Source organism: Kitasatospora sp. NPDC058243 (assembly GCF_042882025.1).
In the GTDB taxonomy this organism is placed as follows: Bacteria; Actinomycetota; Actinomycetes; order Streptomycetales; family Streptomycetaceae; genus Kitasatospora.
Map to the genome: position 1 here is coordinate 15,957 of NZ_JBHVWW010000059.1, position 24,258 is coordinate 40,214.

The window sequence follows — 24,258 nt, forward strand, 5'->3', positions numbered from 1 at the left end:
CTGCCCGGTTACCCGGTGTCGGTGCCGGCGTACACGGAGGCGAGCACCAAGGCGGTCTGCCCGGGCACCGGGATGCCGCAGTTGTCGAGCAGCACGAGCAGCGCCACCGCGAGGTACCCGTAGTGGTCCAGCAGTGGCGCGAGCCCGGCGAGCGCTCCGGGCAGCGGGGCCGTGGGGGCGGACACCGCTGCTCACCGCCTCGCCCGGGTGGGGTGCGGGGCGGTGGGGGAGTCGGTCAGCGGTCCGCCGGGCGGTGCTCGATGGCGCAGTCGGGGCCGGGGTAGACCAGGCCCTCGTGGCCGTCCTCGAAGCGGACCATGTACGGCGGTTCGCCGTCGGTGCCGCGCACCTCGACGATCTCGCCCTTCTGGTCCGTCATGCCCACCGACCTGCTGTGGATGTGGAGCTGGTCACCTACCGCTGCGTGCATGGTCTGCTCCTCGGGTCGTGGCGGCCGCCTCTGCGGCCGTTCCGCCTTCCACTGTGCTGCGGCGGCGGCGGGCTCGCAACGGCGCGGGCGGGCGGGACGCGGGGGCGGGGCGGGACCCGAGGGGCGTGCGGGGACCGGTCTCAGCGGGCGGGCGGCTGCTCCGCGAGGTAGCCGCGGACCAGCCGCTTGCACTCGGCGATCAGCGCCGGATCGCCCTGCGGATCACCGCGGAAGGCCAGCTTGAGCACCGCGTCGGCGGCCTCCAGGGCGACCCGCAGGGCGAGGGTGAGCGCCGCCGGGTCGCCGGTGGCGAACACCTCGCCGCCGAGCGCCTGGAGGCGCAGCGCGACGGCGGTGTTGTTGTCCACGCCCGGGTCGAGCAGGTGCCGGTCGTCCCGCAGCCCGGCGGGGGCGGTCGCGTCGGCGAGGCCGAAGTCGAGCTGGCCGAAGCCGGGCACCGCGCGTTTCATCGCGACGAACTCCTCCACCGCGAGGTCGGTGAACCCGGCCGGGCCGAGGGGCGCGGCGGTCGCCAGCCGGTGGTCGAGCCGCTGGAGGTAGCGGTCGAGGTTGCGGCCGGCGAGGGCGGCCAGCAGGTCCTCCTTGCCGGCGAAGAACTGGTACAGGGTGCCGATCGGCACTTGGGCGCGCTGGGCGACCTCCTTGGTGGTGAGCGCGGTGGCGCCGACCTCGTCGAGCAGCCCGGCGCAGGCGTCGAGGATCCGGCCGTACCGCTCCTGGCTGCGCTGCTGGACCGGACGGCGCCTGGTCACGGGGCCCCGCCCGGCGCTCTCGTGACTCCTGGTGTCGCCGCTCATGACGTCACTGTGCCGCATCCGCTGTGCCAGCGGCGAATCACCGGGGCGCAATGGGTCCGGAGTTTCGGGTGGGGAACGGGTCGATTGGTGGCTGGAGCTGAACGTCACGGTGGCGGGAAGGTGTCCAGGAGTCGGCGGTGGTCTTGTGGTGGACACGATCAACGGTTCATACTCCTCAGCGGACTACCTTGCGTGATCAACTCGTGCCCTTTCGTGGTGAACGTGTGTCAGCTGTGGCGACGACGGACGAACCCGGCGCCACCCGAGGTCTGGATGATCCCGTGCGTTTCATAGAACCCGAACCTGTTCAGGTCCGATCCGCCGTGCCCGACTGTGCGACCCGTCATCCGGAAGGAGGGGGCCGGTTCGGTGACGCAGACTTCCGGAGGGCGTAAGGCCCTAGACACCGAGCAACACCGCCAGTTCCTGGAGTCCGGATACCTGGTCCTGCCCGGCCTGGTGCCGGAGCCGCTCGGGGCCAGGCTCGCCCCCGAGGTGGACCGCTGGGTGGACGAGGGCCTACGGGCCCGCTCGATCGCCGCCTGCACCGACCCCGCCCGGCACGGCCCGCCCCCGGTGCTGGAGCTGGAACTGCCGGCCCACGGCGAACTCCTCACCCACCCACCGCTGTTGCGGACGCTGTCCGGTCTGATGGGGCCGTCCTTCGTCTTCCACCACCTGCACAGCGACCGCCAGGCCCCGGGGATCCCCGGCAAGGCCTGGCACCACGACTGCGAGCCCAACGACCGCGCCGACCCGTCGCTGCTGATGGTCCACGCGCTGCACTACCTCGGCGGCCTGGACGAGAAGGTCGGCAGCCTGGCCGTCCTGCCCGGCTCGCACCGTCGTACCGTCGGGAAGACGGCGTACGCCCACCACGGCACCGCCGAACTGCCCGGCGAGGTGGTCATCGACCGGCTGCCGCCCGGCTCCACGGTGCTGCTCAACTCGGCGCTGTTCCACACCCGCAGACCGGCGCCGGACGGCCCGGGCAGGCCCCGGTACTTCATCGACGCGTCCTACTGCCAGGTGGGGGCGCGCTGGCGCCCGGTGAAGCCGCACTGGCGGCTGATGCTCGCCCGGGCCCGTGAACTCGGCCTGGCGGAGGGCCGGTGGCCGGAGCTGTTCGCGGAACGGCACTTCACCGAGTACGTCGGAACCGCCTGACCGGAACTGTCCGGCGAGAACTGTCTGACGAGAGCTGTCTGGCGAGAACCGTCTGATCGGAACAGCCTGATCGGAACTGTCTGAGGAGCACCGCGTGGAGATCGTCACCGCCGTCGCCTACGCCGAGGTCCACCACGCCTACCTGCGGGACCACCCGGTGGAGCGCACCCACGAGGCGAACAGCAACCGGGACGGCGAGGAGAACGTCGAACGCGCCGGCCGGATCCCCGGCGGCTGGTGGCGCGTCCGGCTCTCGCGCTCGGACGTCCTCGGCGTCGTCCTGCCCTGGCACCTGAGCGAGGGCGGCGCGCGCGAACTCGTGCCCCGCTCCGGCCTGACGGTGGCCGAGGCGGCCGTGCGCATCCGCTCCGACGAGGCCGCCTGGTCGGCCGCGAACCCGGTCTGCGCCGCCAAGCTCCGGTTGCTGCGGTGGGCCCCGTTCACCCCGGTCTACCTGAGCACCGGCGCGGTCGACCACTCCGACTACACGGACCTGCTGGTCCGGGAGGGACTGATCCACATCGACGGCCTGCACCGCATGCTGGCCTGGGAGCTGGCCGGACGCCTGCCCGACCGGCCCCGCCTGGACGCGTTCCTCGCGGGTGACCCCCGGCTCGTGGACCCGCACGCGGCCGGGACGGTCCGCGCCGGGCGGGCGGCCCGGACGGGAGGCGAGCCGGAGTGACCTTCGCGACGCAGCACGTCCGGTCCACGCCGTCCGCATCGTCCACGCCGCCCACGCCGTCCAGTCAGGCCGCGTCGTCCGCCCGGTCGCTGTCCGGGTTCCTGTTACGGCTCGCCCGGGAGCACCCGGACCGGACCGCCCTGACCGACGGCGACCGCACCCTCGACTACCGCACCCTCGACGCCGCGGCGGGCCGGATCGCGGCCCGGCTGGCCGCGTCCGGCACCGGCCCGGGCGACCGGGTCGCCCTGCTCGGGCCCCGGGACGCCCGCATGCTGGTGCTGCTGCACGGCGTGCTGCGCTCGGGCGCGGCGGCGGTGATGGCCGACCCGGACTGGTCGGCGGCCGACCTCGCCCGGCGGCTGGCGGCCGTCCGGATCGGCCGGGTGCTCAGCACCGAGGCGGCCTTCCCCGGGCCGGAGGACCATCCGGCCGAGGTGGTGGACGTCGACCGGCTGGCCGGGCCCGAGGGACTGTCCGACGCACCGGGCAGCGCGCTCGGTGCGACCGGTGACCTCATGCCCTGCGGGGCCGAGGACCTCATGCTCTGCGGGGCCGAGGAGCTGATGCTCGGTGCGGCCGAGGACCCCGCGTACCTGTCCTTCACCTCGGGGTCGAGCGGTGAGCCCAAGGCGGTGGCCGTCACCCACGCCAACGCGGTGCACTACGCGCGGGCGCTGGCCGACCGGCTGGGTTTCACCGAGGCCGACGCCCCGTGCGTCGCGCACGTCACCACGCTGGCCGCCGACCTCGGCCACACCGCCTGGCTGCTGGCCCTCGCGGTCGGCGGTTCGGTGCACGTGGTGCCGGACGGCGAGGTGCGCGACCCGGAGGCGTTCTGGGCGTCGCTGCGGCGCGCCGGGGTGTCCGTGCTGAAGACCACCCCCTCGCACCTGACCGTCCTGCTGGAGGGCCGGCCCGGCGACGCCCCGCCCCTGCACACCGTGCTGCTCGGCGGTGAGGCGCTGCCGCGCCCGCTCGCGGCCGCCCTGCTCGACACCGGTGTCACCGCCCGGCTCGTCAACCACTACGGCCCGACCGAGACGACCGTCGGCGCCACCTGCTTCCTCGCCGCCACCGCCCGCCAGCTGCCGGCCGAGGAGCCGACCGTCCCGATCGGCACCGGGATCGGCGAGGTGCGGCTCGCCCTGCTGGACGGCGACGGGCGGCCGGTGCCCGACGGTGCGGTGGGGGAGCTGCTGATCGGCGGCCGGGGCGTCAGCGCCGGCTACTTCGGCCGGCCCGCCGAGACGGCGCGCGGCTTCGTCCGCCACGACGGTGAACGCATGTACCGCACCGGCGACTTGTGCCGCCGCCGGGCGGACGGGAGCCTGGTCTTCCTCGGCCGGGTGGACCGCCAGGTCAAGATCCGGGGCTACCGGGTCGACCTCGCCGAGATCGAGCGGGCGATGGACGACTTCCCGGGCGTCGCCCGGTCCGCGGTGCTGGTCCGGGAGACCGCCGTGGGGAACCAACTCCTGGCCGCCGTAAGGTTGTCGGCCGACGGCGCCGGGCTGGCCGGGATCGGCTCCTACCTGCGCGACCGGCTGCCCGGCTACTCCGTGCCGCAGCCGATCCTGACCCTGCCGGAGTTTCCGGTCGGGCCGAACGGCAAGCTCGACCGGGAGCGGCTGGCCGAGCTGGTCGCCGAACTGGTCGAGGCCCGGGCGGAGTCGGGGCCGCCCTCGGACGGGGACGCGCTGGCCCGGTCGATCGCCGGGTTCTGGGCGGCCGCACTGGGCCTGCCCGGGGTCGGGCCGCACACCGACGTGCTGGACCTCGGCGGGGACTCCATCCTCGCCATGCGCACCGTCGCCTTCCTGCGCCGGTCGGGCCTGCGCGTCCACTACGACGACTTCTACCGGCACCCGACCGCGCACGGCCTGGCCGCGGCCGCCGCAGCCGTTCCGGTTCCGGCCGCCACTCCGGCCGGGCGGGCCGGAAGCGGCGACCGGGGGAGTCGACTCGCCCCTGCCCAGCGGTGGTTGTACCGCCAGAAGTCCGTCGACGACCTGCGGCACTGGAACCAGTCCGTCCTGCTGCGCTGCCGGACGGCCGTCGACCCGGCCGCGCTCTCGGCCGCCCTCGCGGCCGTCCTGGACCGCCACCCGGCACTGCGGCGGCCCGTCTCGCCGGAGGGCTACGACGCACCCCGGCCGGTGGCCGACCTCGACCCGCTGTCCTTCTCCCGGATCCCGCGCGGGACGGCCCCGATCGCCGAGACCGTCGCCGGGGTCTGCACCGAACTCCACCGCAGCCTCGACCCGTTGGCCGGCCGGCTGCTGCGCGCCCACCTGTTCACCGGCCCGCCCGGCACCGACGACCGGCTCGCCCTGATCGCGCACCACCTGGTGGTCGACGGGCTGTCCTGGCGCATCCTGCTGGACGACCTCGCCCACGCCTACCGGGCGGTGCTCGACCAGAAGCCGGCCGACCTGCCGCCGACCCCGGACTTCTACCAGTGGGCCGCCGCCGCGCCGCCGCCCCCGGCGCCGGTGCCGCCTCCCGCAGCGTCCGCGCCGGCGTCCGCGCCGGAGCCCGTGGTCCGCGCGCAGCCGGCGGCCGTCGGCTGGACGCTCGACGAGGACGGCACCGCCCGGCTGGTCGGCCGCCACGGCGGCGGGACGGGCCTGGAGGCCTTCCTGCTGGCCGCCTTCGCCGACGCCGTGACCGGCTGGAGCGGCCACCCGCGGCTGCCCGTCGAGGTGGAGACCCACGGCCGGGACACCGCCGGTGATCCGGGCGAATTCCTGGACACCGTCGGCTGGTTCACCGCCGTCAAGCGGCTGGTGGTCGAGGCGTCGGCCGGCCCCGAGGGGGCCGCGCAGCGCCTGCGCGAGGCCCCCGTCCAGGCGATGGACGCGCCCGGCACCCGCCCCGCCGCCGGGTTCAACTTCCTCGGCACCTTCCGGCTGCCCGACGAGCCCGCACTGGACTGGACCGTCGCGGACGAGCAGGCCGGAGTGGCCCGTTGCACCGGCGGAGACCCGCTGTACGACCTGCGGCTCACCGCCCGCATCGTGGAGAACCGGCTGGTCGCCGACCTGGTGTACGGGTGGCCCGGCCTGCCGCACCCCGCCGCCGAGCGGATCGTCGCCGCGTTCGCCGGGACGGTGGCCACCGAGGCCGGTGCCGGTGCCGAGGCTGGTGTCGGTGCCGGTACCGCCGCCCGGCCCGTCCGGGCGCCGCTGTCGACCTCCGGCCAGCTGCTCCACCCCGGCACCCGGGCACCCGCCGTACCGGCGGCCCGCACCACGGTGCGCGAACCCGCCCGGGTGCTGCTCACCGGCGCCACCGGCTACCTGGGGCGGCACCTGCTCGACGCCTTCGTCCAGCGGGGCGCCCACGTCACCTGCCTGGTCCGGGCCGAGCACGACGCCGGCGCGGTCCGACGGTTGGGCGCCGGCGCGGGCGCGGGTGCAGACGACGGCCGGATCCAGGTCGTCGCCGGGGACATCGACCGGGAGGGGCTGGGCCTGTCCCCGGCCGGGCTGGCGCGGGCCCGGTGCGCGCAGCTCGTCGTGCACGCCGCCGCGGACGTCCGGCTGGTGGCCTCGCCCGACGACCTGGAGCGGACCAACCACACCGCGGTGCGGCGGCTGCTCGGCTGGATCGACGAGCACGCCCCGGCGGCCCGCGTCCACCACGTCTCCACGCTCGCCGTCGCGGGCGGCGTGGACGGCCCGCCCCGCCGCTTCAGCGAGGCCGACCTGCGGATCGGCCAGCACTTCCGCACCCCGTACGAGCGGACCAAGTTCGCCGCCGAGCAGACCGTCCGCGCCTGGGCGGCCACCGGGCGGGCCGCCTACCTGTACCGCAGCGGCCACATCGCGGCGCACAGCCGGACCGGCGCCTTCCAGGCCAACATCGGCGACAACCGGATCTACCAGCTGATCCGCGGCTACCTGCTGGCCGGCGCCGCCCCGCGCCGGCCGCGCACCACCTACGCGTTCTCCTACGTCGACACCGTGGCCGCCGGGATCGCCGCGATCGCGCTGGACCCGTACGCCGCGCCCGGCGCCTACCACGTCGAGAGCCCGCACGAGACGCCGCACGACGAACTCGTCCGCTGGCTCGCCGGCCATGGCCACCCCGTCCGGCTCACCGACGACGAGGCCTTCGCGGCGGCGATCGCCCGGGCCGAACGCGACCACCCGACGGCGGCGGGGCTGGCCGCCGCGTGGTCCCTCCAGGAGGAGCGCAACGTCCTCGTGGACCGCGCGTACACCACCTCCGTGCTGGACCGGCTGGGCGTCCGGTTCGCCGAGCCCACCCCGCAGTGGTGGTCGGCCGCGCTCACCCGGGCCGCCGAGGCCGGCTACCTGCCGCCCGTCGCGCCGCCGCACTGACCCCCGTCCGCCGCACTGACCCCCGTCCGCCGTACCGATCCGTCCGCCGCGCCGGCGCCCCGTGAGCTGCGCCCCGTGAGCCGCGCCCCCACCGACCCGTACCCCCAGACCCATGGAAGGCGGACCTCGTGTCCCAGCTGTCCCCGGTGCTCAAGCAGGCCACCCCCGTCGTCGCCACCCGCGGCGAAGGGCTCCACCTCTTCGACGCCGACGGCCGCCGCTACCTCGACTTCACCTCCGGCGTGGGGGTGACCAGCACCGGCCACTGCCACCCGCGCGTGGTCGAGGCGGTGCGCGAGCAGGCCGGCCGGCTGATCCACGGCCAGTACACCACCGTGCTGCACGACCCCCTGCTCACCCTCACCGAGCGGCTCGGCGAGGTGCTGCCGCCCGGCCTGGACTCGCTGTTCTACGCCACCGCCGGCACCGAGGCGGTGGAGGCGGCGCTGCGGCTCGCCCGGCACGCCACCGGCCGGCAGAACGTGATCGTCTTCGAGGGCTCCTTCCACGGCCGCACCATGGGCGCGGCCGCGCTCACCACGGCCGGCAGCCGCTTCCGCGCGGGCATCGGCCCGGTGATGCCCGGTGTCGCGGTGGCGCCGTTCCCCGACGCCTTCCGGCTCGGCCTGAGCCTCGGGCTGAGCGAGGCGCAGGCCGTGGAGCACGCCCTGCGCGGGCTCGACCAGGTGCTCGCGACCGTCAGCGCCCCCGCCGAGACCGCCGCCATGTTCGTCGAACCGGTCCTCGGCGAGGGCGGCTACGTGCCCGCGCCCGCCGGGTTCCTCGCCGGGCTGCGCGAGCGCGCGGACCGGCACGGCATCCTGCTGGTCGTCGACGAGATCCAGACCGGCTTCGGCCGCACCGGCCGGTTCTGGGCCCACCTGCACCACGACGGCGTGGTGCCCGACGTCCTGATCACCGCCAAGGGCCTGGCCAGCGGCTTCCCGCTGTCCGCGATCGCCGCGCCGACCGACCTGATGCGGCGGGCCTGGCCCGGCTCGCAGGGCGGCACCTACGGCGGCAACCCGGTCGCCTGCGCCGCCGCGCTGGCCACGCTGGACGTCATCCGGGACGAGCGGCTGGTCGACAACGCCGCCGAGCAGGGGTCGCGGCTGCTGGACGGCCTGCGGGCGGTCGCCGCCGGAGCGCCGGGCGTCGCCGACGTCCGGGGCCTCGGGCTGATGATCGGCAACGAGTTCTGCCACCCGGACGGCTCCCCGGACCCGGACACCGCCAAGCGCGCCCAGCAGGCGGCGGCCGACCTCGGCCTGCTGCTGCTGATCTGCGGCGTCCACCTGAACGTGGTCAGGATGATCCCGGCGCTGACCGTCACGGCCGGGCAGGTCGACGAGGCGCTGGCGCTCTGGTCCAAGGCGGTGGCGGCGGCCGCCGCCCAGCGGTAGAGAGGAGTGGTTCCGCACATGTACGACGACACGGTGTCCGAGATCGGCTGGAGCAGCGAGGAGCTGGAGGCTCGGCGGGAGCAGTGGTCGCTCCCGCTCGACGAGGGGGAGCGACAACTGCTCTGGGCGGACGCGCGGGCCGAGCGGTGGGGCGCGGCCGAGCCGGTCCGGGCGAAGCTGCGCGCGCTCGTCCAGGGCGGCGCCCGCTCCGTCGGCGTCGCCCACGTCGTGGGGCTGATGGATCCGACCGCCCCGGAGGAGGAGGTCGCGGCCGCCTTGTCCTTCCTGCTGCGGGACTTCGGCGAGATCGTCCCGCAGAACGGGCGCGGCGACCTCACCCAGGTGCTGCGCGACCAGGACGGCGACGGCAACACCGAACTCGGCTTCCACTGCGACACCTGCGACCTGCTCGTCCTGCTCTGCATCCAACCCGCCTACAACGGTGGAGGGTTGACCAAGCTGGCGAGCGCGCGGCACGTCTACGACCTGATCGGGCGGGAACGGCCGGACGCCCTCGCCACCCTCACCGAGGAGTGGACCTTCGACCGGACCGGACGGGCCGGGCCCCAGGTCGTGGTCTCCCCGATCCTCTACACCCAGAAGGACGGGACCATCGCCTGCTACTACCAGACGCGCACCGTCCGCTCGTCCCCCGACCGCGGCGGCCCGCCGCTGACGGACCGCCAGTGGGACGCGCTCGGCGTGCTCGACGAGGTGCTCTACCGGCCCGAGATCGCCTTCGGCCTCCCGATGGCCGCCGGAGACCTGCTGATCATCCGCAACAGCCGGGTCCTGCACGGGCGTTCGGCCTACGTGGACGAGCCGGAGCCCAACTCCCGGCGGATGCTGCGGATCTGGATGAACACGGAGGACATGTGACCGGGAGCGCGCAGACACCGCACGGGCGGACCGCCGTCGTCACCGGCGGCGGCAGCGGGCTCGGCCGGGCCGTGTCCCTGGCGCTGCTGGGCGCCGGCTGGTCCGTCGCACTGGCCGGGCGGCGCAAGGACGCCCTCCAGGAGACCATCGCCCTCGCGGACGTCGACCCCGCCCGGGTGCTGGCCGTCCCGACCGACATCCGCCAACCGGAGGAGGTCGCGGCCCTGTTCGACGCCGTCCGCGACCGCTTCGGCCGGGTCGACCTGCTGTTCAACAACGCCGGCGCCGCCGCCCCGCGCCGACCCATCACCGAGACCCCGTTCGAGGACTGGAACCGCGTCCTGGACACCATCGTCACCGGCGGCTTCCTCTGCGCCCGCGAGGCCTTCCGGGTGATGAGCGCCCAGTCCCCGCAGGGCGGGCGCATCATCAACAACGGCGCGCCGTCCGCCCACGTCCCGCGGCCCAACTCCATCGCCTACACGGCCGCCAAGCACGCCGTCCTCGGCCTCACCAAGGTGCTCTCCCTGGACGGCCGCGTGCACGGCATCGCGGTCGGCCAGATCGACGTCGGCAACGTCACCCCGGTCGACGGCGGCCCGCAGCCCGCCGCCATGCAGGCGGACGGCACGATGGCGGTCGAGGCGACCATCCCGGTGGAACGCTTCACCGAGGCCGTCCTGCTGATGGCCTCGATGCCGCCGGACACCAACGTCCAGTCCCTGACCGTCCTGCCCACCACCATGCCGTACATCGGGAGGGGCTGAACCGTGCTGGTCAGCGCACGTTCCTTCGACGAGTACCGCGCGATGTTCGCGCTCACCGACCTCGACCTCGCCCCCGGCCGGCGCATCCTGGACTGCCCGGGCGGCGCGGCGGCCTTCACGGCCGAGGCCGGCCGGCGCGGCATCGACGCGGTGGCCGTCGACCGCGAGTACGCCCACCACCGGGAGGACCTCGGCGTCCTCGTCGAACGGGAGACCCGGCACAAGCGCGACCAACTGGTCAGGGAGGCATCGGACTTCGTCTGGACGTGGTACGGCGACCCCGATCGCCTCACCCGGCAGTGGATCGCCAATGCCCGTGACTTCCAGGCCGACATCGCCGCCCGCCCGGACCGCTACGTCGCCGGCTCGCTGCCCGAACTCCCGTTCGCCGACGACTCCTTCGACCTGGTCCTCAGCTCGCACCTGCTCTTCTCCTACGGCAACCGGCTGGACGGGGACTTCCACCTGGCGGCCCTCCTGGAACTCGCCCGGATCGCCCGCCGCGAAGTCCGGCTCTTCCCGGTCATGGTGTACGACACCGGCGTCCGCTACGGGGAGCTGGACGGGCTGCGCCACCACCTGGACGCCCTCGGGATCCCGAGCCACGTGGAGCGGGTGGACTACGAATTCCAGCCCGGGGACAACGAGTTGCTCGTGCTGTCGTGCGCCGACTACCGGCCGCTGGCGCGGGCCGGGGCGCCAGGAGCCGATGCGTTGGTGCCGGGCGCCGCCGACCCGGTGCGGTGGCGGCACCGGGAGAACCCCTGACCTCAGGCCCGAGTCTCAGCCCTGGGCCTGACCGACGCCGAGTCTGCGTCGGCCAGGTCCAGGGCCAGGCCCCGGGTCACCCGCCGACGGGGGCGGATCCGGCGGCGTCGCCTTCGAGGTGGGCGGCAATCCTCCGCGCGCACTCCAGCGACTCGGTGCGCGAGGTGTCCACCTCCAGGTCGTAGCGCACGCCCTGGTGGACCAATTCCGCCTGCGAAGCGGCCATCCCCAGGATCCGGTTCCCCCGGGCGAGCTCCCGGCCGGTGGCCACCGCCGCCTCGCAGCGGACCCCGACCCACAGCACGTCCAGTCCCACGAGAGCCTTCTCCCACCGGAGTTGGGACTCCGCCCGGCCGAGGAAGACCTCGTCGACGATCACCCGCGCGCCCGCCCCCGCCATGGTCGCGACCCCCGCGATCCACGCCGCCTGCAAGGCCTGGAACTTCGACCCGACGCTCACCCCGCCGTCGGCCGCGAAACCGATGCCCCCGTCCGTATCGTGCAGGGACGCGGGCATCGCCTCGATCAGGGTGTCGACCCCGACCGTCAGCCAGGGCTCCGGCAGCACCGCCTGAAGACACCGGGCAATCCCGGACTTGCCCGAGCTGGAACCACCGTTCAGCACAATCACCTGAGTCGCCATCCCGCCACCGTAGCGATCCCGGTGCCATGTCCCAACCGGATATCGGACGCCCGGCGAGAGCCTGGCCGCGGCCGGGTGGGGCGTGCCGGGAGGGGCCGGGCGGCACGCGGGGAACGGTCACGGTCCGTGTCGACGTGGTGACGGCGCGATCACTCGTGCGGGGGAAAAGCGATGGTTGCGCTTTGAACAGTCGCGGTGGCTGGCCAGACTGGTCCTTCTCCGACCGGCCGGTCGGAGGTGGTGAGCGAGGGGGAGCACGGGCATGGGCGTTTCGTCGTACCGCGGCATGTGTGGCCTCGCCGCCGAGCACCCCGGAGGCCCGGACCTCCTCGCGGGAGTCGCCAGACCGGCGCCGCACGGCGAGGCCGGCGCCCTCCGCCGCGACGTCGGGGCGTGGCTGGTGGCGAGCGGGGTGCTCGGCGGTGACGTCCAAGGGTTCCTGGCACAGGGCCACCTGGACCTGGTGGCGGAGGCGTGGGGCGACGTCCCCCGGGGGCCGCGGCTGGTCGCGGCGGCGAAATGGCTGGTGCTCACCTGGATCCTCGACGACCGCTTCGACGACCAGTGGATCGGCCGGCCCGTCACGGCGGCCCGGCGGACCGTCCGGGCGCTCACGGACGTCCTGGACGGCGGTTCGGGCGTCGACTCGGACAGCGTTCCGGGCGGCGGCTCGGACGGCGTTCCGGACGGCGTTCCGGGCGGTGGCCTGGATGGTGCCTCGGACGGCGGCTGGGATGGCATCGAGCCGCCCGGCGACGCTCTCGTCGAGGCGTTCGCGGTGCTGTGGCGGGAGACGGTCGAGCTGACGCCGCCGCAGTGGCGGGCGCGCTACGCGGCGTACTTCCGCGCGTACCTGGACACCTCGCTCGGCTACCTCGACGAGGCCTCGCTCCGCGACACCGCCTTCCGCGACACCGCCTTCCGCGACGCGCCCTTCCGCGACACCCCCTTCCACGACCTCGGGGCCGGCGCCGTGCAGACCGTCCCCGAGTACCTGCGCCGACGGGACCAGGACGGCGCCGTGTCGTGCGCGGCGGGTTGGATCGAACTCGCCCACGGCCTGGACCTCGCCGACGAGGTGTTCCGGCACCCGAGGGTGGCGGACCTGCTGATGCGCTTCAACCACGTCGTCTGCTGGGTCAACGACCTCTACTCCGCCGAGGGGGAGTCCGCGGCCGGGAACGGCAAGAACCTGCTGCGCTCGTTCACCGTCCACGAGGGCCTGGCCCCCCAAGAGGCGTCGGACCGGCTCGGGGCGCTGTGCGAGGCCGAGTCGACGACGCTGGAGTTCCTGGCGGACGGCATCGCCCGCGACCCGTCGTCGCCCGGCGAGGTCCGGGCCTTCGCCCTCGGGCTGGTCCGCTTCACCCGCGCGCTCATCCACTGGACGGCGACGGCCGCCCGCTACCGTACGGAGTCACCGCGATGATCCCCCGTCCGCCCGGCGGTCTGCCGCTGCTCGGGCACCTGGTGCCGTTCCTGCGCGACCCGCTGGCGTTCCTGCGTTCCCTGCCCCGGTACGGCGGCCTCGTCCAGATCAGACTGGGGCCGGTCTCGGCGGTGGTGGTCTGCGACCTGGAGCTGACCCGGCACGTCCTGCGCGAGGACCGGGTCTTCGACAAGGGCGGGTTCCTGTTCGAACGGGTCCGCGACTTCGCCGGCAACGGCCTGGTGACCTGCCCCCACGCCGACCACCGCCGCCAGCGCCGCTACGTCCAGCCCGCCTTCCGCGCCGACCGGATCGCGCGGTACACGGAGGTGATGGCCCGGGAGGCCCGACGGCTGGCCGGGTCCTGGAGCGACGGGCAGGAGGTCGACATCACCGCCGAGTTGAGCCTGGCCGCCGGGCGCAGCCTGGTCTCGACCCTGTTCACCCGGCTGCCGTTCACCGGCCTCCAGGAGACCGTCGACGACTTCGTCCTGCTCATCGGCGGCTCCTACCGGCGCATGCTGCTGCCCCACCGGCTCAACCGGATCCCGCTGCCGGCCAACCGCCGCTACGACGCCGCCCGCACCCGGCTGGTGCGCCTGGTCGACGAGGTCGTCACCGCCTACCGCGCGGATCCGGAGGACCGGGGCGACCTGGTGTCGACGCTGGTGGCCGCCGACGCGGGCGGGCAGGCGCTCTCCAACGCGGAGGTCACCGACCAGGTGATGACGATCTTCGCCGCCGGCTTCGACACCATCGCCAACTCCACCGTGTGGGCCCTGCACCTGCTCGCCCAGCACCCGGACATCGCCGACCGGGTCCGGGCCGAGGTGGACGCGGCCCGCGTGGACGCGACCGGGGTGAACGTAGCCGAGGCGGACGTGGCCGAGGCCGACGCCACCACGGCGGCCGGCGCGTCAGCGAGCGTGGACGGCACGTCGGCGAGCGTGGACGGGCTGGAGCTCACCACCCGGGTCGTCCGCGAGGCCGTCCGGCTGTACTCCCCGGGCTGGCTGCTCACCCGCGTCACCACCACCGACACCGAACTCGGCGCGCACCGCCTGCCCGAGGGCACCTCGGTCATCTACAGCCCCTACCTGCTCCACCGCCAGCCCGCCCTGTTCCCCGAGCCCGACCGCTTCGACCCCGAGCGGTGGGTGGGCGTCCACCCGCAGCGCGGCCCGTTCATCGGCTTCGGCGCGGGACCGCGCCGCTGCGTCGGCGAGCAGTTCGGCATGACCGAGTCCGTCCTGCTGCTCGCCACGATCATGCAGGCCTGGCACCTGGAGCACGTCCCAGGCCGGACCGTCCGCGAACTGCCGCTCGCCACGCTGCGCCCCGGCCCGGTGTGGATGCGCGCGACCCGCCGTGACGGCCTCGTCCGCACCGGGGCCGCCGGGTGAGCACGGCCCTCGTCCTCGGCGGCGGCCTGGCCGGCACGCTGGCCGCCGCCGCCCTGGCGCCGCACGCCCGGAGCGTCACCGTTCTCGAACAGGACGTCCTGCCCGTCCTGCCCGGCCCGCGCCGGGGCCTGCCGCAGGGCGAGTTCAGCCACATCCTGCTCGGCGGCGGCGCGGACGCCGTCGAGGAGGTCCTGCCCGGAACGCTCGACGCCCTGCTCGCCGCCGGCGCCCACTACCGCTCGATCCCCGCCGGCCTGCTGATGCGCCTCGGGCCGGGCTGGCTCCAGGGCTTCGACTCGCCGGCCTACCTGATCGCGTGCAGCCGGCACCTGCTCGACCACGTCGTCCGGCGGCGGCTGCGCGAGCAGGCGAACGTGACGGTCCGCGAACGCACCTCCGTCCTCGGTCTGGTGGGCGGCCCGGGCCGGATCGTCGGGGTCCACATCGAGAACCCGGACGGCTCGCGGGAGACCCTGCGGGCCGACCTGGTCGTCGACGCGACCGGCCGCCGTTCCCGCGCCCCGGAGTGGCTGCGCGCCCTGGGGGTCGAGGGACTGTGCGAGGAGACGGTGGACGCCGGACTCGCCTACGCCGCCCGGGTGTTCGAGACGCCGGGCGGAAACGAGGGCTTCCCGGTGGTGAGCATCGTGCCCGTCCCGGGGCGCGGCCGGCCCGGTCGGGGCGCCACCATCATCCCGATCGAGGACGGGCGCTGGATCGTCACGCTCTCCGGCACCCGTGGCGGCGAACCCGCGCGGGGCGAGCGGGAGTTCCACGACTTCCTGAAGGCGCTGGACCACCCGGTCGTCCACGACCTCGCCCGCGCCGCCCGCCCGCTCGGCCCGATCCGCACCTGCCACGGGACGCTGAACCGCCGGCGCCGCTACGAGTGCTACGAGGGCGGCCAGCTGGCCGGGTTCGCCGCCACCGGCGACGCGGTGGCGGCGCTGAACCCGGTGTACGGGCACGGCATGACAGTCGCCGCCCAGTGTGCCGCCGCCATCCGCGCCGCCGTCGACAGCGAAGGCCTGCACCCGGGGGTGAGCGCACTGATCCAGCGGCGGATCGCCAGGGTCGTCGACACGCCCTGGGACATGGCCAAGGACCAGGACGAGGGCTTCCCGGACGCGCTTTCGAGCCACCCCGCCACCGCTGCCGGGCCCGCCGCCGTGTTCACCCGCTGGTACACCCGCCGGGTGCTGGGCGCAGCCCTCACCGACCCCGCCGTCTCGGCCGCCTACTTCGAGGTGTTCTCCCTCGCCGCCAGACCCGCCCGGCTGGCCAGACCCGCGGTGGCCCTCGGCGCACTGCGACCCCGGCGCGCCCACCCGCCGACCGCCGGCCAGGCGATCGCCCGCTTCCCGGGGGTGGCCGCACTGGCCGGGCCCTACTGACCGGCCCGGACGGCCGGAACCGCCCAACCTCCCGTTCCCGCAATCCTGTTCACGCCGTTGCCGTCGAAGCCGCCCTCGAACGCCCAGGTCCTGTCCCACCAAGATCGGTCGGACGGACCTGGGGTCCGTCTTCAGGTGGACCCCAGGGCGACCTGAAGGCTTCGGTCACCGAGCCGCCGCGGCCATGGCCTCGCGAACGGTGATCAGGCATGGATCGCAGTAACGGTCCGGGCCCGCCGACTCCTCGACGCCCGCAGCCGGCGCGACGCGCTGGGCGGGTTCGAGGAAGCGTCCGCACAGGGACGTCGACGAGTCGTTCTTCGTCACCACGTGCCACACCACGGCCGGCGGTGACACCGCCGGGTCGTGCTCGGCCCACATCTCGTACACGGTAGCCTCCCGAATCGCTGGGGCCCGGTCACCCCATGCAACCCCCCTCCCCGGCGGTCGGCCACCGGACGGGGCCCGGTGGGATGGCGCGCGGACGGTCGGGGCGTGCGGGTGGCGGCTGTTCCCTTGTGGTGGTGGCCGGTTGCCCCTGGCGTTTCGGTGTCGCGCCAGTAACATGAGTTCCCCTCACGTTCACGTCAGGAGGCAGTCATGCCGGACCGCTACGACCTGCCGACGGGGTTCCGCTGGGGCGCCGCCACCGCCGCCTACCAGATCGAGGGGGCGGTGGCGGAGGACGGCCGCGGGCCCTCCGTCTGGGACACCTTCGCCGCCCGCCCCGGCGCCGTCCGCGACGGCCACACGGGCGCGGTGGCCTGCGACCACTACCACCGGTACCCCGAGGACATCGCGCTGATGAAGGACCTCGGGCTGGACGGCTACCGCTTCTCCATCTCCTGGCCCCGCGTGCTCCCCACCGGCGCGGGCACAGTCAACCCCGCCGGACTCGCCTTCTACGACCGCCTGGTGGACGCGTTGTTGGAGTCGGGCATCACCCCGCTCCCCACCCTCTCGGCCACTACCCCGACCTCTCCGCCCTCGGTGTCCCCGACGACATCTTCGGCGCCGTGCGCGACGGCGACCTCGACCTCATCCACACCCCCGGCCTCGACGGCCTCGGCCTCAACTTCTACAACCCCACCCGCATCGCCGCCCCCACCGAACCGGGCCTCCCCTTCACCCTCGTCGACATCCCCGACGTCCCCCACACCGCCTTCGGCTGGCCCGTCGTCCCCGACGCCCTCACCCAACTCCTCGTCCACCTACGGGACTCGTACGGCAAAGCCCTCCCAGCCATCACCATCACCGAAAACGGCTGCTCCGTCACCGAGTCCACCACCCCCGACCAACCCCGCATCGACTTCATGTCCACCCACCTCGACGCCCTCGCCCGCGCCGCCGCCGAAGGCATCGACATCCGCGGCTACTACACCTGGTCCCTCCTCGACAACTACGAGTGGGCCGAAGCCCGTCGAACGTACTGTCATTCGACGGCCGCGCCCAATCGCGGTCCTCCCGGAGGATCCGGTCCATGCCCGCGTACCACCATGAAGCATCGATGCGGCACCCGTCGACGGACCCGGCCGACTGGCCGGAGATCGACCTGTACCTCCGCAAGTCCAAGGTCGTCCGGGAAGGCGACAAGCGCGACATCACGTCCATCCGAGCGCAGGAGTCCGAGGGCCGTGAGTGGGCCGCGCGGAACCACTACCGCGTCCGCAAGGTCTGGGTCGACAACCTGTCCGCCTGGTCGGCCGTCGCCCGCCCCGGCTTCGACAACGCCCTCACCGCCGTTCTCGAAGACCAGGTGCCCGCCCTCTGGTGCTTCGCGCTCGACCGCTTCACCCGCAAGGGCATCGACGACATCGGTCCGGTGCTGGGAAAGGCGCGGGTCATCTTCCACTGGGAGCGGCTCGACAGCTCTGACCCCAACGACCGCCGCTGGATCATCGACCGGGCAGAGCAGGCGCGGGAGTACTCGGAGCGGCTCAGTTACAACATCAGGGTCACCAAGAAGAACCAGCTCAAGAACGGCCAGTGGTCGAGCCGCCCGCCGTACGGCACCGAGGCCACCACGGACCGCAAGCTGACGAACGGGACCCTCTGGCCGGTCGTCCCTGCACATCTTTCGAAGTGTCGCCGACGGCATCAGCGCGCGGCTGCTCTGTAGGGCGTTCAACTCCGGCCCGAATCCGGTACTTTCGCTCCTGGGCGGCGAATGGGGCGTGTCGATGATCTCCTACGTGATCCACAACCCCGTCTACGAGGGCTGGCAGACGATCAAGCACCCGAGCGACCCGAGGACCCCCATCCCGTACCGGAACGAGAATGGGGAGCGGATACGGGTGTGGGCAGACGAGGCCGAACCCATCCCGAGCGAACTCGCCGCACGGGCACGGCAGATGCTCACCGCCGGCAACTTCCCGAACCGCGAGGTCGTGGACAATCGCAAGCAGCACCTCCTGACCGACACCACCCGGTGTGCCGGCTGCCGCGGCGCCGCGTCGGCCGACGGCCGGAACCACCTCTGCAACCGCCACAAGGCCGGTCAGACCTGCCCGGCACCGGTCTCCGCAAGTCGTAACCTCCTGGAGGACTGGGTGGTGGAGGCCTGGTTCTCCAGGCTGAACGGTGCCGATATCGACGACCCTCTGCTGGTCATCGCGGCCGAGCGATGGACCGGTTACCAGCAGCCGGAGAACGCCGCGAAGCTCGCCGACGCGGTCGCCGCCCTCGCGGCGGCTGAGGGCGTCGTCCGCAGACTGGCCAAGCAGCAAACCGACGGATTCTTCGACCCGCCCTTCGACGCCCACCTTCCCAAGCTGCAGGCGGAGGCCCGGGCGGCCCTGCTCACCGCGAAGGAGAAGGTCGCCGCAGCTACCCCGAAGCAACTCGACGTCACCTGGCTGCTCGAAGACGCGAGCATCCGCAAGGCCTGGAACGACGCAGACCACGAGCTGCGCAGGGAACTTATCAGGCTCCTCGTGCGACGCGTGGTCGTCGCCAAGGGACACCGGGGAGTCGAGTTCGACGGCGACTCCCGCATAGAAATCCACTGGCTCGACGAGCCGGACCCGTGGGCCGACGAGCTGGCGCCAGAAGCGGCGGGCAGCCGCTGAGGAAGCCCCACGGAGTCGTTCGGCCCGGGCAGGCCGAGACATCGAACTGCCCGGGCCCCTTCGTGGTCCGAGAAGGCCCGGGCACCGCGCACCGAACTGCTTCCGTCGGCGTCGCGGCAGCCCCAGCGCCGCTAGATCCGACCACGGTCAGGGTGGACAGCCACGTGGTTACCTCCAGCCAGGAGAGCTTGACCCCACGATGGCTGCCAGCGTTCGGAGAAGGCAGCTGGCGGAGCATGGCGTTTGAGATGCCATCACTCCGCCATCACCCGCCACCGTGCGCTGCCGGGACCAGGGGGTGCCCTTGGCAGTGCGCAAGTGAGCGGCACCAGATCGACTTGCGACGAGGTCGAACTCACTGCAGTCACCCACGAGAAGGTCTTTCGTCAGCGCTGCCGCGGGATAGGCAAGGGTTCATGACGGTGCCAGATCAGTGATCGGTCTTCGCGGCGGAGCTCCGCAGATCCCCATTCCAGGCGGACCACACCGTCAGCCAGCGAGCAGGCGTAGGCGACGAGAACGAGCTTGGTGTCCGGTGAGAGGCGTGTGAGATCCACATGAGGTTCGTCCTCGTCCGGCAGTTCGATGCCGAGATCCAGCTCTCCCTGACGCGGGTCGGGACCGTGCCTGCGGATGAGGTCAGCGCGAAGTCCTGATGCGCTGCGGAGCCTGGCAGTGGTCACGGGAACGTCCTTTTTCGCGTACCGGTAGGGGTAGACGAGATGGCCGGCGACGACAGCGACGGTACGCGCCTGGAGACGGACCAGCTCAACACCGGGAAGCTGTGAGAGGCCGGCCGACAGTTCCTCGTACTGGGCGGCGTAGAGCCCGTGTCCGTACGCTTCGAGCGTCTGCGTGTGAACGCCTTCGTGGCCGCCTTGGGCGCGTTCGTGGGCTCGGACAAGGCACGCAGGCACGATTGCTGTGACCTCGGCGGCGAGGGGGCCGAATACCGTGCGTGCCCACGGACTGGCGGAGTGTGCGTCCGACATGAGAATCCCCCGATCGATCGTCCTATGACCAACTCCACGGTCTGACGGTCCGCTGATCGGCATGGTGGATCAAGGGCGCATTGGGGGATCTCGGGGTGCACGGAGCAGGGAGTGCTACGTGGTGAGGCTGAGGATTGGCCCGTGGATCTCCGCGACCAGTTCGGGACCGCATCTCGTGTACGACGCCGATGCCAGGACGATGTCCTGCTCGGAGGCTTGAGGCTGAGGTGGTGTCGGTGTCCCGGAATACGCTGGGCGGCCATGGGCTGGCTGGAGCGGGTGGCGAAGTTGAGACGGTGGACGAACAACGACGTTCGGGCGCCGCATAAACCACTGTTGCTGCTGTACGCGCTGGGCAGCTTCCAGCGCGACGCCGACGGCGAGTTGGAGGAGTTGAAGCGGCTGCTCGAGGAGTACGGGCCGTCCCATCCGACGACCCCTGCGTACCCGTTCCACCATCTGGTCAGTGACGGCGTGTGGGAGGTCAGGACTGATCAGGGGGCCGGGAGCCCTGGAAGCGGGGTGCGGGTCCTCCGCGCCAGTGGCGCGACCGGAAGGCTCGCACCCGAGTTGCGAGCGGCTCTGCGGAAGGAACCGGCGCTCCTGGGGCGTCTGGCGCGGGTGCTCCTGGACTTCCACTTCCCGCCGTCACTGCTGCACACCGACCTGTGCGAGGCTGTCGGACTCGAGCTGGGCCTGGCCGAGGCAGACGGCGTGACCGGAAACAGCACGGGCGGAAGAGAGCGGGCGGTGCGACGGCAGCGAGACCGGAGAATGCGTGAACTCGTCTTGAAAGCCTACGAGTTCCAATGCGCCTTCTGCGGCTACGACGGGATGTTGGGCACGAGCGCGGTCGGCCTAGAAGCAGCGCATGTGCGCTGGTGGTCCTACGACGGGCCGGACGAGGTCGACAACGGTCTGTGCCTGTGCTCCCTGCACCACAAACTCTTCGACAAGGGCGTCCTGGGCCTGGGGGAGGGGCGCCGCATACTCGTCTCACAGCGCTTCGTCGGACGCAGCGAGGCCAGCAGGCAGCATGTGCTCGCCTTTGCCGGGCGGCCGGTCATCGGCCCGCAGGCAGGTAGTCCATCGGTCGCCGGCCAGCACCGGCAGTGGCACGCCGAGCAGGTCTTCCGGGGGGAGCCCCGGGAGCCGATGACCCCGGCGTATGTGGGCTGACGGAGGCTACCCGATCGCTGACCCGTCAGCTTCGGCCACGTGCAGGCTGACTCCGGTCTGCGCGGCGTGTTCCCGGCCGCGCAGACCGGATGGCACCAGGTGCCCCGCGTGGAATCAGTGAGTGGTCATCAGTCGCGGCGGCCGTGCTCCACTTCGACCAGTCCGACCTGCTGATCGGTGACCAGATCCCGCAACTTGGCGCGCGTCTCCGGATCCGTCGAGTACACGACCGTTCCGATCATTCCACGGGTCAGCAGCACCTTGTAGGTGTTGCGGATCAGGCGGTCGATGTCGGCGTCGGTGGTGGACTTGCGGAAGACGGGGTCCTTGGATGCCGTCCGGTCGGTGATCCATTGGTCGGTCCGCCAGACGAGGTCCGGTCCGAGGACGACGCCGCTCCAGTCGTACTCGAAGCCCTGGGCGGTGTACACGCAGCCGACCTGGCCGAAGCCGGCCGGGTCAGTGGCCCACAGCGCGGCCGGCGGGGCGCCGGCGATCGAGCGGTCGCCGTACACATTCCACGGCCGGGCCCAGTCACCGATGTGCACGTCGAGGGGGAGCGGATCACCCGGAGCCACCTTCGTCGTCCACTTCCAGCAGTACCCGGCCGAGATGCGCGCGCCGTACCCGTCCGTGCGCCGGGCGTTGAGGAACGCCTCCAGCTCCTGGGGACTGTCGACCACCTCCAGGGCGACCTTGCCGTCGGGCTCCCATCCGACGGGGCCGCCGGGCTCGAGGTCCAGCAGGCGTACCACCCAGTGCAGGTAGGCGTCGCTGCCGCCGCATCGGAACTGGCTGTCCAGCTCGACCACCTGGCAGTCCAGGCCCTTCACGGCGGCGGCGGCCCGGATCTGGGCCACGGTGCCCATCTCGCCCGGCCGGACGACCTGGTGCTCGTCCAACAGGAACACCGGCACCCGGGCGGCGTCGATCAGCTCCTCGATCTGGGGCTTGCCGGTGCGCTGCGCGGCCCGGGTGTAGCGGTTCGCCGACGTCTCCCGGATCCGGTGGGCCTCATCGCAGATCAGCACGTCCAGGCCGTTGCGCTCCGCAGTCATGAAGCTGTTGAAGTACTTGAACAGCTCCTGCACCTGCTTCTTCCGCGCCCCGGCAATCCGGCGCATGGTCGTGGTGAACGAGCTCGACCCGGTCGCGTGCAGAGCCGTGACACCACGCCGGTACAGATCACCCAGGAGGGACAGCGCGATCACGCTCTTCCCGGTGCCGGGACCGCCCGTGATGACGACGACCTCCTTGTGATCGGACTGCTGCGCCTGACGGACCGCGCGCAGCACCAGCTCGTAGGCGACCCTCTGCTCGTCCAGCAGGACGAACTGCTCGCGCTCGCGGACCTCCTCGGCGGCGACCGCCATCAACTGCTTGGACGGGGCCACCTTGCCCGCGAGCAACTGGTCCGCCGCCTCCGCGCCGGAGACCGGCTTCAGCTTCGAGCGGAGGTACTGGACGAACTCCCCGCGGCGCTCGGCGGTGAAGAGCCGGCCGCGATTGTCCTGCGGCACCTCGTAGAGGCCCTGAACGCCGAAATCCGTCGCGTTGTGGAGGAAGGCAACGCCGGACAGCCGCTCGGGACGGGCGGCGAGTGCGCCGTTGAAGGAGATCAGGTAGTCGCAGTAGCCGCGGACCTGCTCGATCGGGTTCAGTACCGGCCGGGTGTAGGCGTCGACCCGGCAGAGCAGCGGCTCGCCGTCCTCCGGAAGCGCGTTGCTCCACTGCTTGAGCTCGACCACCACGTACGACGGTTCGCCCGTGCTGGGGTGGACGCCGGCGAGTATGACGTCCGCGCGCTTGCTGTTGAGCGGCAGCGAGTACTCGAGGAGCACCTCGACCATGCCGAGGCCGGCGTCCAGGAGAGCATTGGTCAGGACCGGGATGCTCCGCTCCCAGGAGCGCACCTCTGACGGGCTCGGCTTGTGGCCGTGCTTGTGCACGAACTGTTCGATGAGGCGCACGAACAGTGATCCGGCCAGGCTCTCGGCGGCGACCGCGGACGCGGAGTCGCGGAACAGCAAGACATGCTCCCAGGCAGCACGAAGTGACTCGTGCGGGTGGGGGCATGTCCCTGGAGGGAAGCCCGGCGGGCCGCGCTGATGACAGGGCCAAACCTACAACGGGGAGACTGAGCTCGTATCCGAACGCCTTACAGATGCGCCAGCGTTCACCGACGCGGTTGGTGCCGCGATCGGCTGGCGCAGGAGGCTTGCATGGCTAGCAGCACCACAGGGGCTGGCCTCACGCCGTCACCGTACGGGAGCACGGGCTGTCGTGCGGGTGGTCGGCGAGGCTGTCGGTCCAGCCTTCTCGATCGGCGCGATTACGCTGGTGGCTCAGGCGAGACTAAGCGCGTCAGCACGTGATCGTTCGGCCGACACGAGTTGACGGGTGTACGAGTTGGACGATTCCAGGCCAGAAGGGTGGGCCGGGGTCGTACTCTGATGCGACCTGCAGGCAGAGCTCGACAGGCCAGCGAATCCACCAGGCCGTTACGTTCGGACGGCTCAACGTCGGGGGGACCGATGGATCAACTGCTCACCGTGGAGTTGGGGGGAAGCGCCGGGTCCGTCGCCGTCTTCGAGGTGGACAGTCGGCTCGCAGGCTCGGATCTCGAACTCGCTGCGGGTGGCAGCGGTGTGGTTGGGCGTGCGAAGGTCACGCTAGACGAAGCACTTGAACAGGTGAGGCCGGCACTGGCCAGTGTGGTGCAGACCGTGCGATCGCTCAGTCCTGACGAGGTCGAGTTGGAGTTCGGCCTCAAAGTGGGAGGCGACACGAGCGTGATCATCGCCAAGGGCACAGCAGAGGTGAACTTTGCCGTGCGTCTGAGGTGGAAGCAGTCCTGAGAACGTGCACGTCAGCCGGGAAGGGT

The 24,258-nt window shown here is 72.7% G+C and carries 21 protein-coding genes and 2 pseudogenes; 16 read left to right on the forward strand and 7 right to left on the reverse strand.

Translation table 11 applies throughout. The annotated features are described in order from the left end of the window. Nucleotides 1–8: 8 nt before the first annotated feature. From ACFVX9_RS29845 to ACFVX9_RS29855, 3 genes are all read right to left on the reverse strand, one after another. A complete protein-coding gene (locus ACFVX9_RS29845; RefSeq protein ID WP_387984480.1) occupies nt 9–185 on the reverse strand; it encodes a hypothetical protein in 177 nt (58 codons plus the stop codon). 50 nt (nt 186–235) lie between these two features. Beyond that, a complete protein-coding gene (locus tag ACFVX9_RS29850) occupies nt 236–430 on the reverse strand; it encodes a DUF1918 domain-containing protein (RefSeq protein WP_363377130.1) in 195 nt (64 codons plus the stop codon). Nucleotides 431–570: 140 nt separating this feature from the next. After that, entirely contained in the window at nt 571–1,248 is a 678-nt protein-coding gene (locus ACFVX9_RS29855; RefSeq protein WP_380371818.1) for a TetR/AcrR family transcriptional regulator, read from the reverse strand. Nucleotides 1,249–1,617: 369 nt separating this feature from the next. Between ACFVX9_RS29855 and ACFVX9_RS29860 the strand changes: the two genes are divergently transcribed. The 7 genes from ACFVX9_RS29860 to ACFVX9_RS29890 all read left to right on the forward strand — a co-directional run bounded on the left by ACFVX9_RS29860 (nt 1,618) and on the right by ACFVX9_RS29890 (nt 11,266). Continuing rightward, the gene (locus tag ACFVX9_RS29860; RefSeq protein WP_363377132.1) at nt 1,618–2,415 is read left to right on the forward strand and encodes a phytanoyl-CoA dioxygenase; all 798 of its coding nucleotides are present in this window, start codon (nt 1,618–1,620) and stop codon (nt 2,413–2,415) included. 94 nt (nt 2,416–2,509) lie between these two features. Continuing rightward, nucleotides 2,510–3,100: a DUF6309 family protein gene (locus ACFVX9_RS29865; protein ID WP_380371815.1), complete on the forward strand. Its 591-nt coding sequence runs from the start codon at nt 2,510–2,512 to the stop codon at nt 3,098–3,100. Continuing rightward, entirely contained in the window at nt 3,097–7,449 is a 4,353-nt protein-coding gene (locus ACFVX9_RS29870) for an amino acid adenylation domain-containing protein (protein WP_387984483.1), read from the forward strand. Before ACFVX9_RS29865 ends, ACFVX9_RS29870 begins: the two co-directional genes overlap by 4 nt. Before the next feature lie 128 nt (nt 7,450–7,577). Next, on the forward strand, nt 7,578–8,852 hold the full coding sequence (locus ACFVX9_RS29875) for an aspartate aminotransferase family protein (RefSeq protein ID WP_387984485.1): 1,275 nt from the start codon (nt 7,578–7,580) through the stop codon (nt 8,850–8,852). Nucleotides 8,853–8,870: 18 nt separating this feature from the next. Further along, the gene (locus ACFVX9_RS29880; protein ID WP_387984487.1) at nt 8,871–9,731 is read left to right on the forward strand and encodes a TauD/TfdA family dioxygenase; all 861 of its coding nucleotides are present in this window, start codon (nt 8,871–8,873) and stop codon (nt 9,729–9,731) included. After that, a complete protein-coding gene (locus ACFVX9_RS29885; protein ID WP_387984488.1) occupies nt 9,728–10,498 on the forward strand; it encodes an SDR family oxidoreductase in 771 nt (256 codons plus the stop codon). Before ACFVX9_RS29880 ends, ACFVX9_RS29885 begins: the two co-directional genes overlap by 4 nt. 3 nt (nt 10,499–10,501) lie before the next feature. Beyond that, entirely contained in the window at nt 10,502–11,266 is a 765-nt protein-coding gene (locus ACFVX9_RS29890; RefSeq protein ID WP_380371802.1) for a class I SAM-dependent methyltransferase, read from the forward strand. 76 nt (nt 11,267–11,342) lie between these two features. Here the strand turns inward: ACFVX9_RS29890 and cpt are convergent, their stop codons facing one another. Next, nucleotides 11,343–11,909, reverse strand: coding sequence for a chloramphenicol phosphotransferase CPT (gene cpt, locus ACFVX9_RS29895; RefSeq protein WP_380371799.1), 567 nt, complete (start codon nt 11,907–11,909; stop codon nt 11,343–11,345). A gap of 262 nt (nt 11,910–12,171) precedes the next feature. Between cpt and ACFVX9_RS29900 the strand changes: the two genes are divergently transcribed. The 3 genes from ACFVX9_RS29900 to ACFVX9_RS29910 are packed head-to-tail and all read left to right on the forward strand — an operon-like array spanning nt 12,172 to nt 16,135. Next, nucleotides 12,172–13,338: a terpene synthase family protein gene (locus ACFVX9_RS29900; RefSeq protein ID WP_387984491.1), complete on the forward strand. Its 1,167-nt coding sequence runs from the start codon at nt 12,172–12,174 to the stop codon at nt 13,336–13,338. Further along, complete coding sequence (locus ACFVX9_RS29905; protein WP_380371794.1) at nt 13,335–14,741, forward strand: cytochrome P450; 1,407 nt, start codon at nt 13,335–13,337, stop codon at nt 14,739–14,741. The genes ACFVX9_RS29900 and ACFVX9_RS29905 overlap by 4 nt, the downstream gene beginning before the upstream one ends. Then, entirely contained in the window at nt 14,738–16,135 is a 1,398-nt protein-coding gene (locus tag ACFVX9_RS29910) for an NAD(P)/FAD-dependent oxidoreductase (RefSeq protein WP_063350413.1), read from the forward strand. The genes ACFVX9_RS29905 and ACFVX9_RS29910 overlap by 4 nt, the downstream gene beginning before the upstream one ends. 165 nt (nt 16,136–16,300) lie before the next feature. Here ACFVX9_RS29910 and ACFVX9_RS29915 read toward each other — a convergent pair whose 3' ends face one another. Further along, nucleotides 16,301–16,525 (reverse strand): hypothetical protein, encoded by a 225-nt coding sequence (locus tag ACFVX9_RS29915; protein ID WP_363377142.1) that lies wholly within the window; start codon nt 16,523–16,525, stop codon nt 16,301–16,303. A gap of 210 nt (nt 16,526–16,735) precedes the next feature. On the opposite strand from ACFVX9_RS29915, the pseudogene ACFVX9_RS29920 reads away from it, so the two are divergent. The 4 genes and pseudogenes from ACFVX9_RS29920 to ACFVX9_RS29935 form a co-directional block, all read left to right on the forward strand. Next, nucleotides 16,736–17,037, forward strand: a pseudogene (locus tag ACFVX9_RS29920) (family 1 glycosylhydrolase); the annotation flags it as partial. Nucleotides 17,038–17,151: 114 nt separating this feature from the next. Beyond that, nucleotides 17,152–17,493 (forward strand): annotated as a pseudogene (locus tag ACFVX9_RS29925) (family 1 glycosylhydrolase); the annotation flags it as partial. Between the two features lie 122 nt (nt 17,494–17,615). After that, nucleotides 17,616–18,254: a recombinase family protein gene (locus ACFVX9_RS29930; RefSeq protein ID WP_387984493.1), complete on the forward strand. Its 639-nt coding sequence runs from the start codon at nt 17,616–17,618 to the stop codon at nt 18,252–18,254. Next, nucleotides 18,244–19,203 (forward strand): hypothetical protein, encoded by a 960-nt coding sequence (locus tag ACFVX9_RS29935; RefSeq protein ID WP_387984517.1) that lies wholly within the window; start codon nt 18,244–18,246, stop codon nt 19,201–19,203. Before ACFVX9_RS29930 ends, ACFVX9_RS29935 begins: the two co-directional genes overlap by 11 nt. A gap of 386 nt (nt 19,204–19,589) precedes the next feature. On the opposite strand, the gene ACFVX9_RS29940 is transcribed toward ACFVX9_RS29935, so the two are convergent. After that, nucleotides 19,590–20,195, reverse strand: a complete 606-nt coding sequence (locus ACFVX9_RS29940) for a hypothetical protein (RefSeq protein WP_387984494.1) — start codon at nt 20,193–20,195, stop codon at nt 19,590–19,592. A gap of 261 nt (nt 20,196–20,456) precedes the next feature. Here ACFVX9_RS29940 and ACFVX9_RS29945 point away from each other — a divergent pair, with 261 nt between their 5' ends. Next, nucleotides 20,457–21,374 (forward strand): phosphorothioated DNA-binding restriction endonuclease, encoded by a 918-nt coding sequence (locus ACFVX9_RS29945; RefSeq protein WP_387984496.1) that lies wholly within the window; start codon nt 20,457–20,459, stop codon nt 21,372–21,374. A gap of 128 nt (nt 21,375–21,502) precedes the next feature. Here ACFVX9_RS29945 and ACFVX9_RS29950 read toward each other — a convergent pair whose 3' ends face one another. After that, nucleotides 21,503–23,404, reverse strand: a complete 1,902-nt coding sequence (locus ACFVX9_RS29950) for a DNA/RNA helicase domain-containing protein (RefSeq protein WP_387984498.1) — start codon at nt 23,402–23,404, stop codon at nt 21,503–21,505. 504 nt (nt 23,405–23,908) lie between these two features. Here ACFVX9_RS29950 and ACFVX9_RS29955 point away from each other — a divergent pair. Beyond that, nucleotides 23,909–24,232: a CU044_2847 family protein gene (locus tag ACFVX9_RS29955; protein ID WP_387984500.1), complete on the forward strand. Its 324-nt coding sequence runs from the start codon at nt 23,909–23,911 to the stop codon at nt 24,230–24,232. Nucleotides 24,233–24,258: the final 26 nt, after the last annotated feature.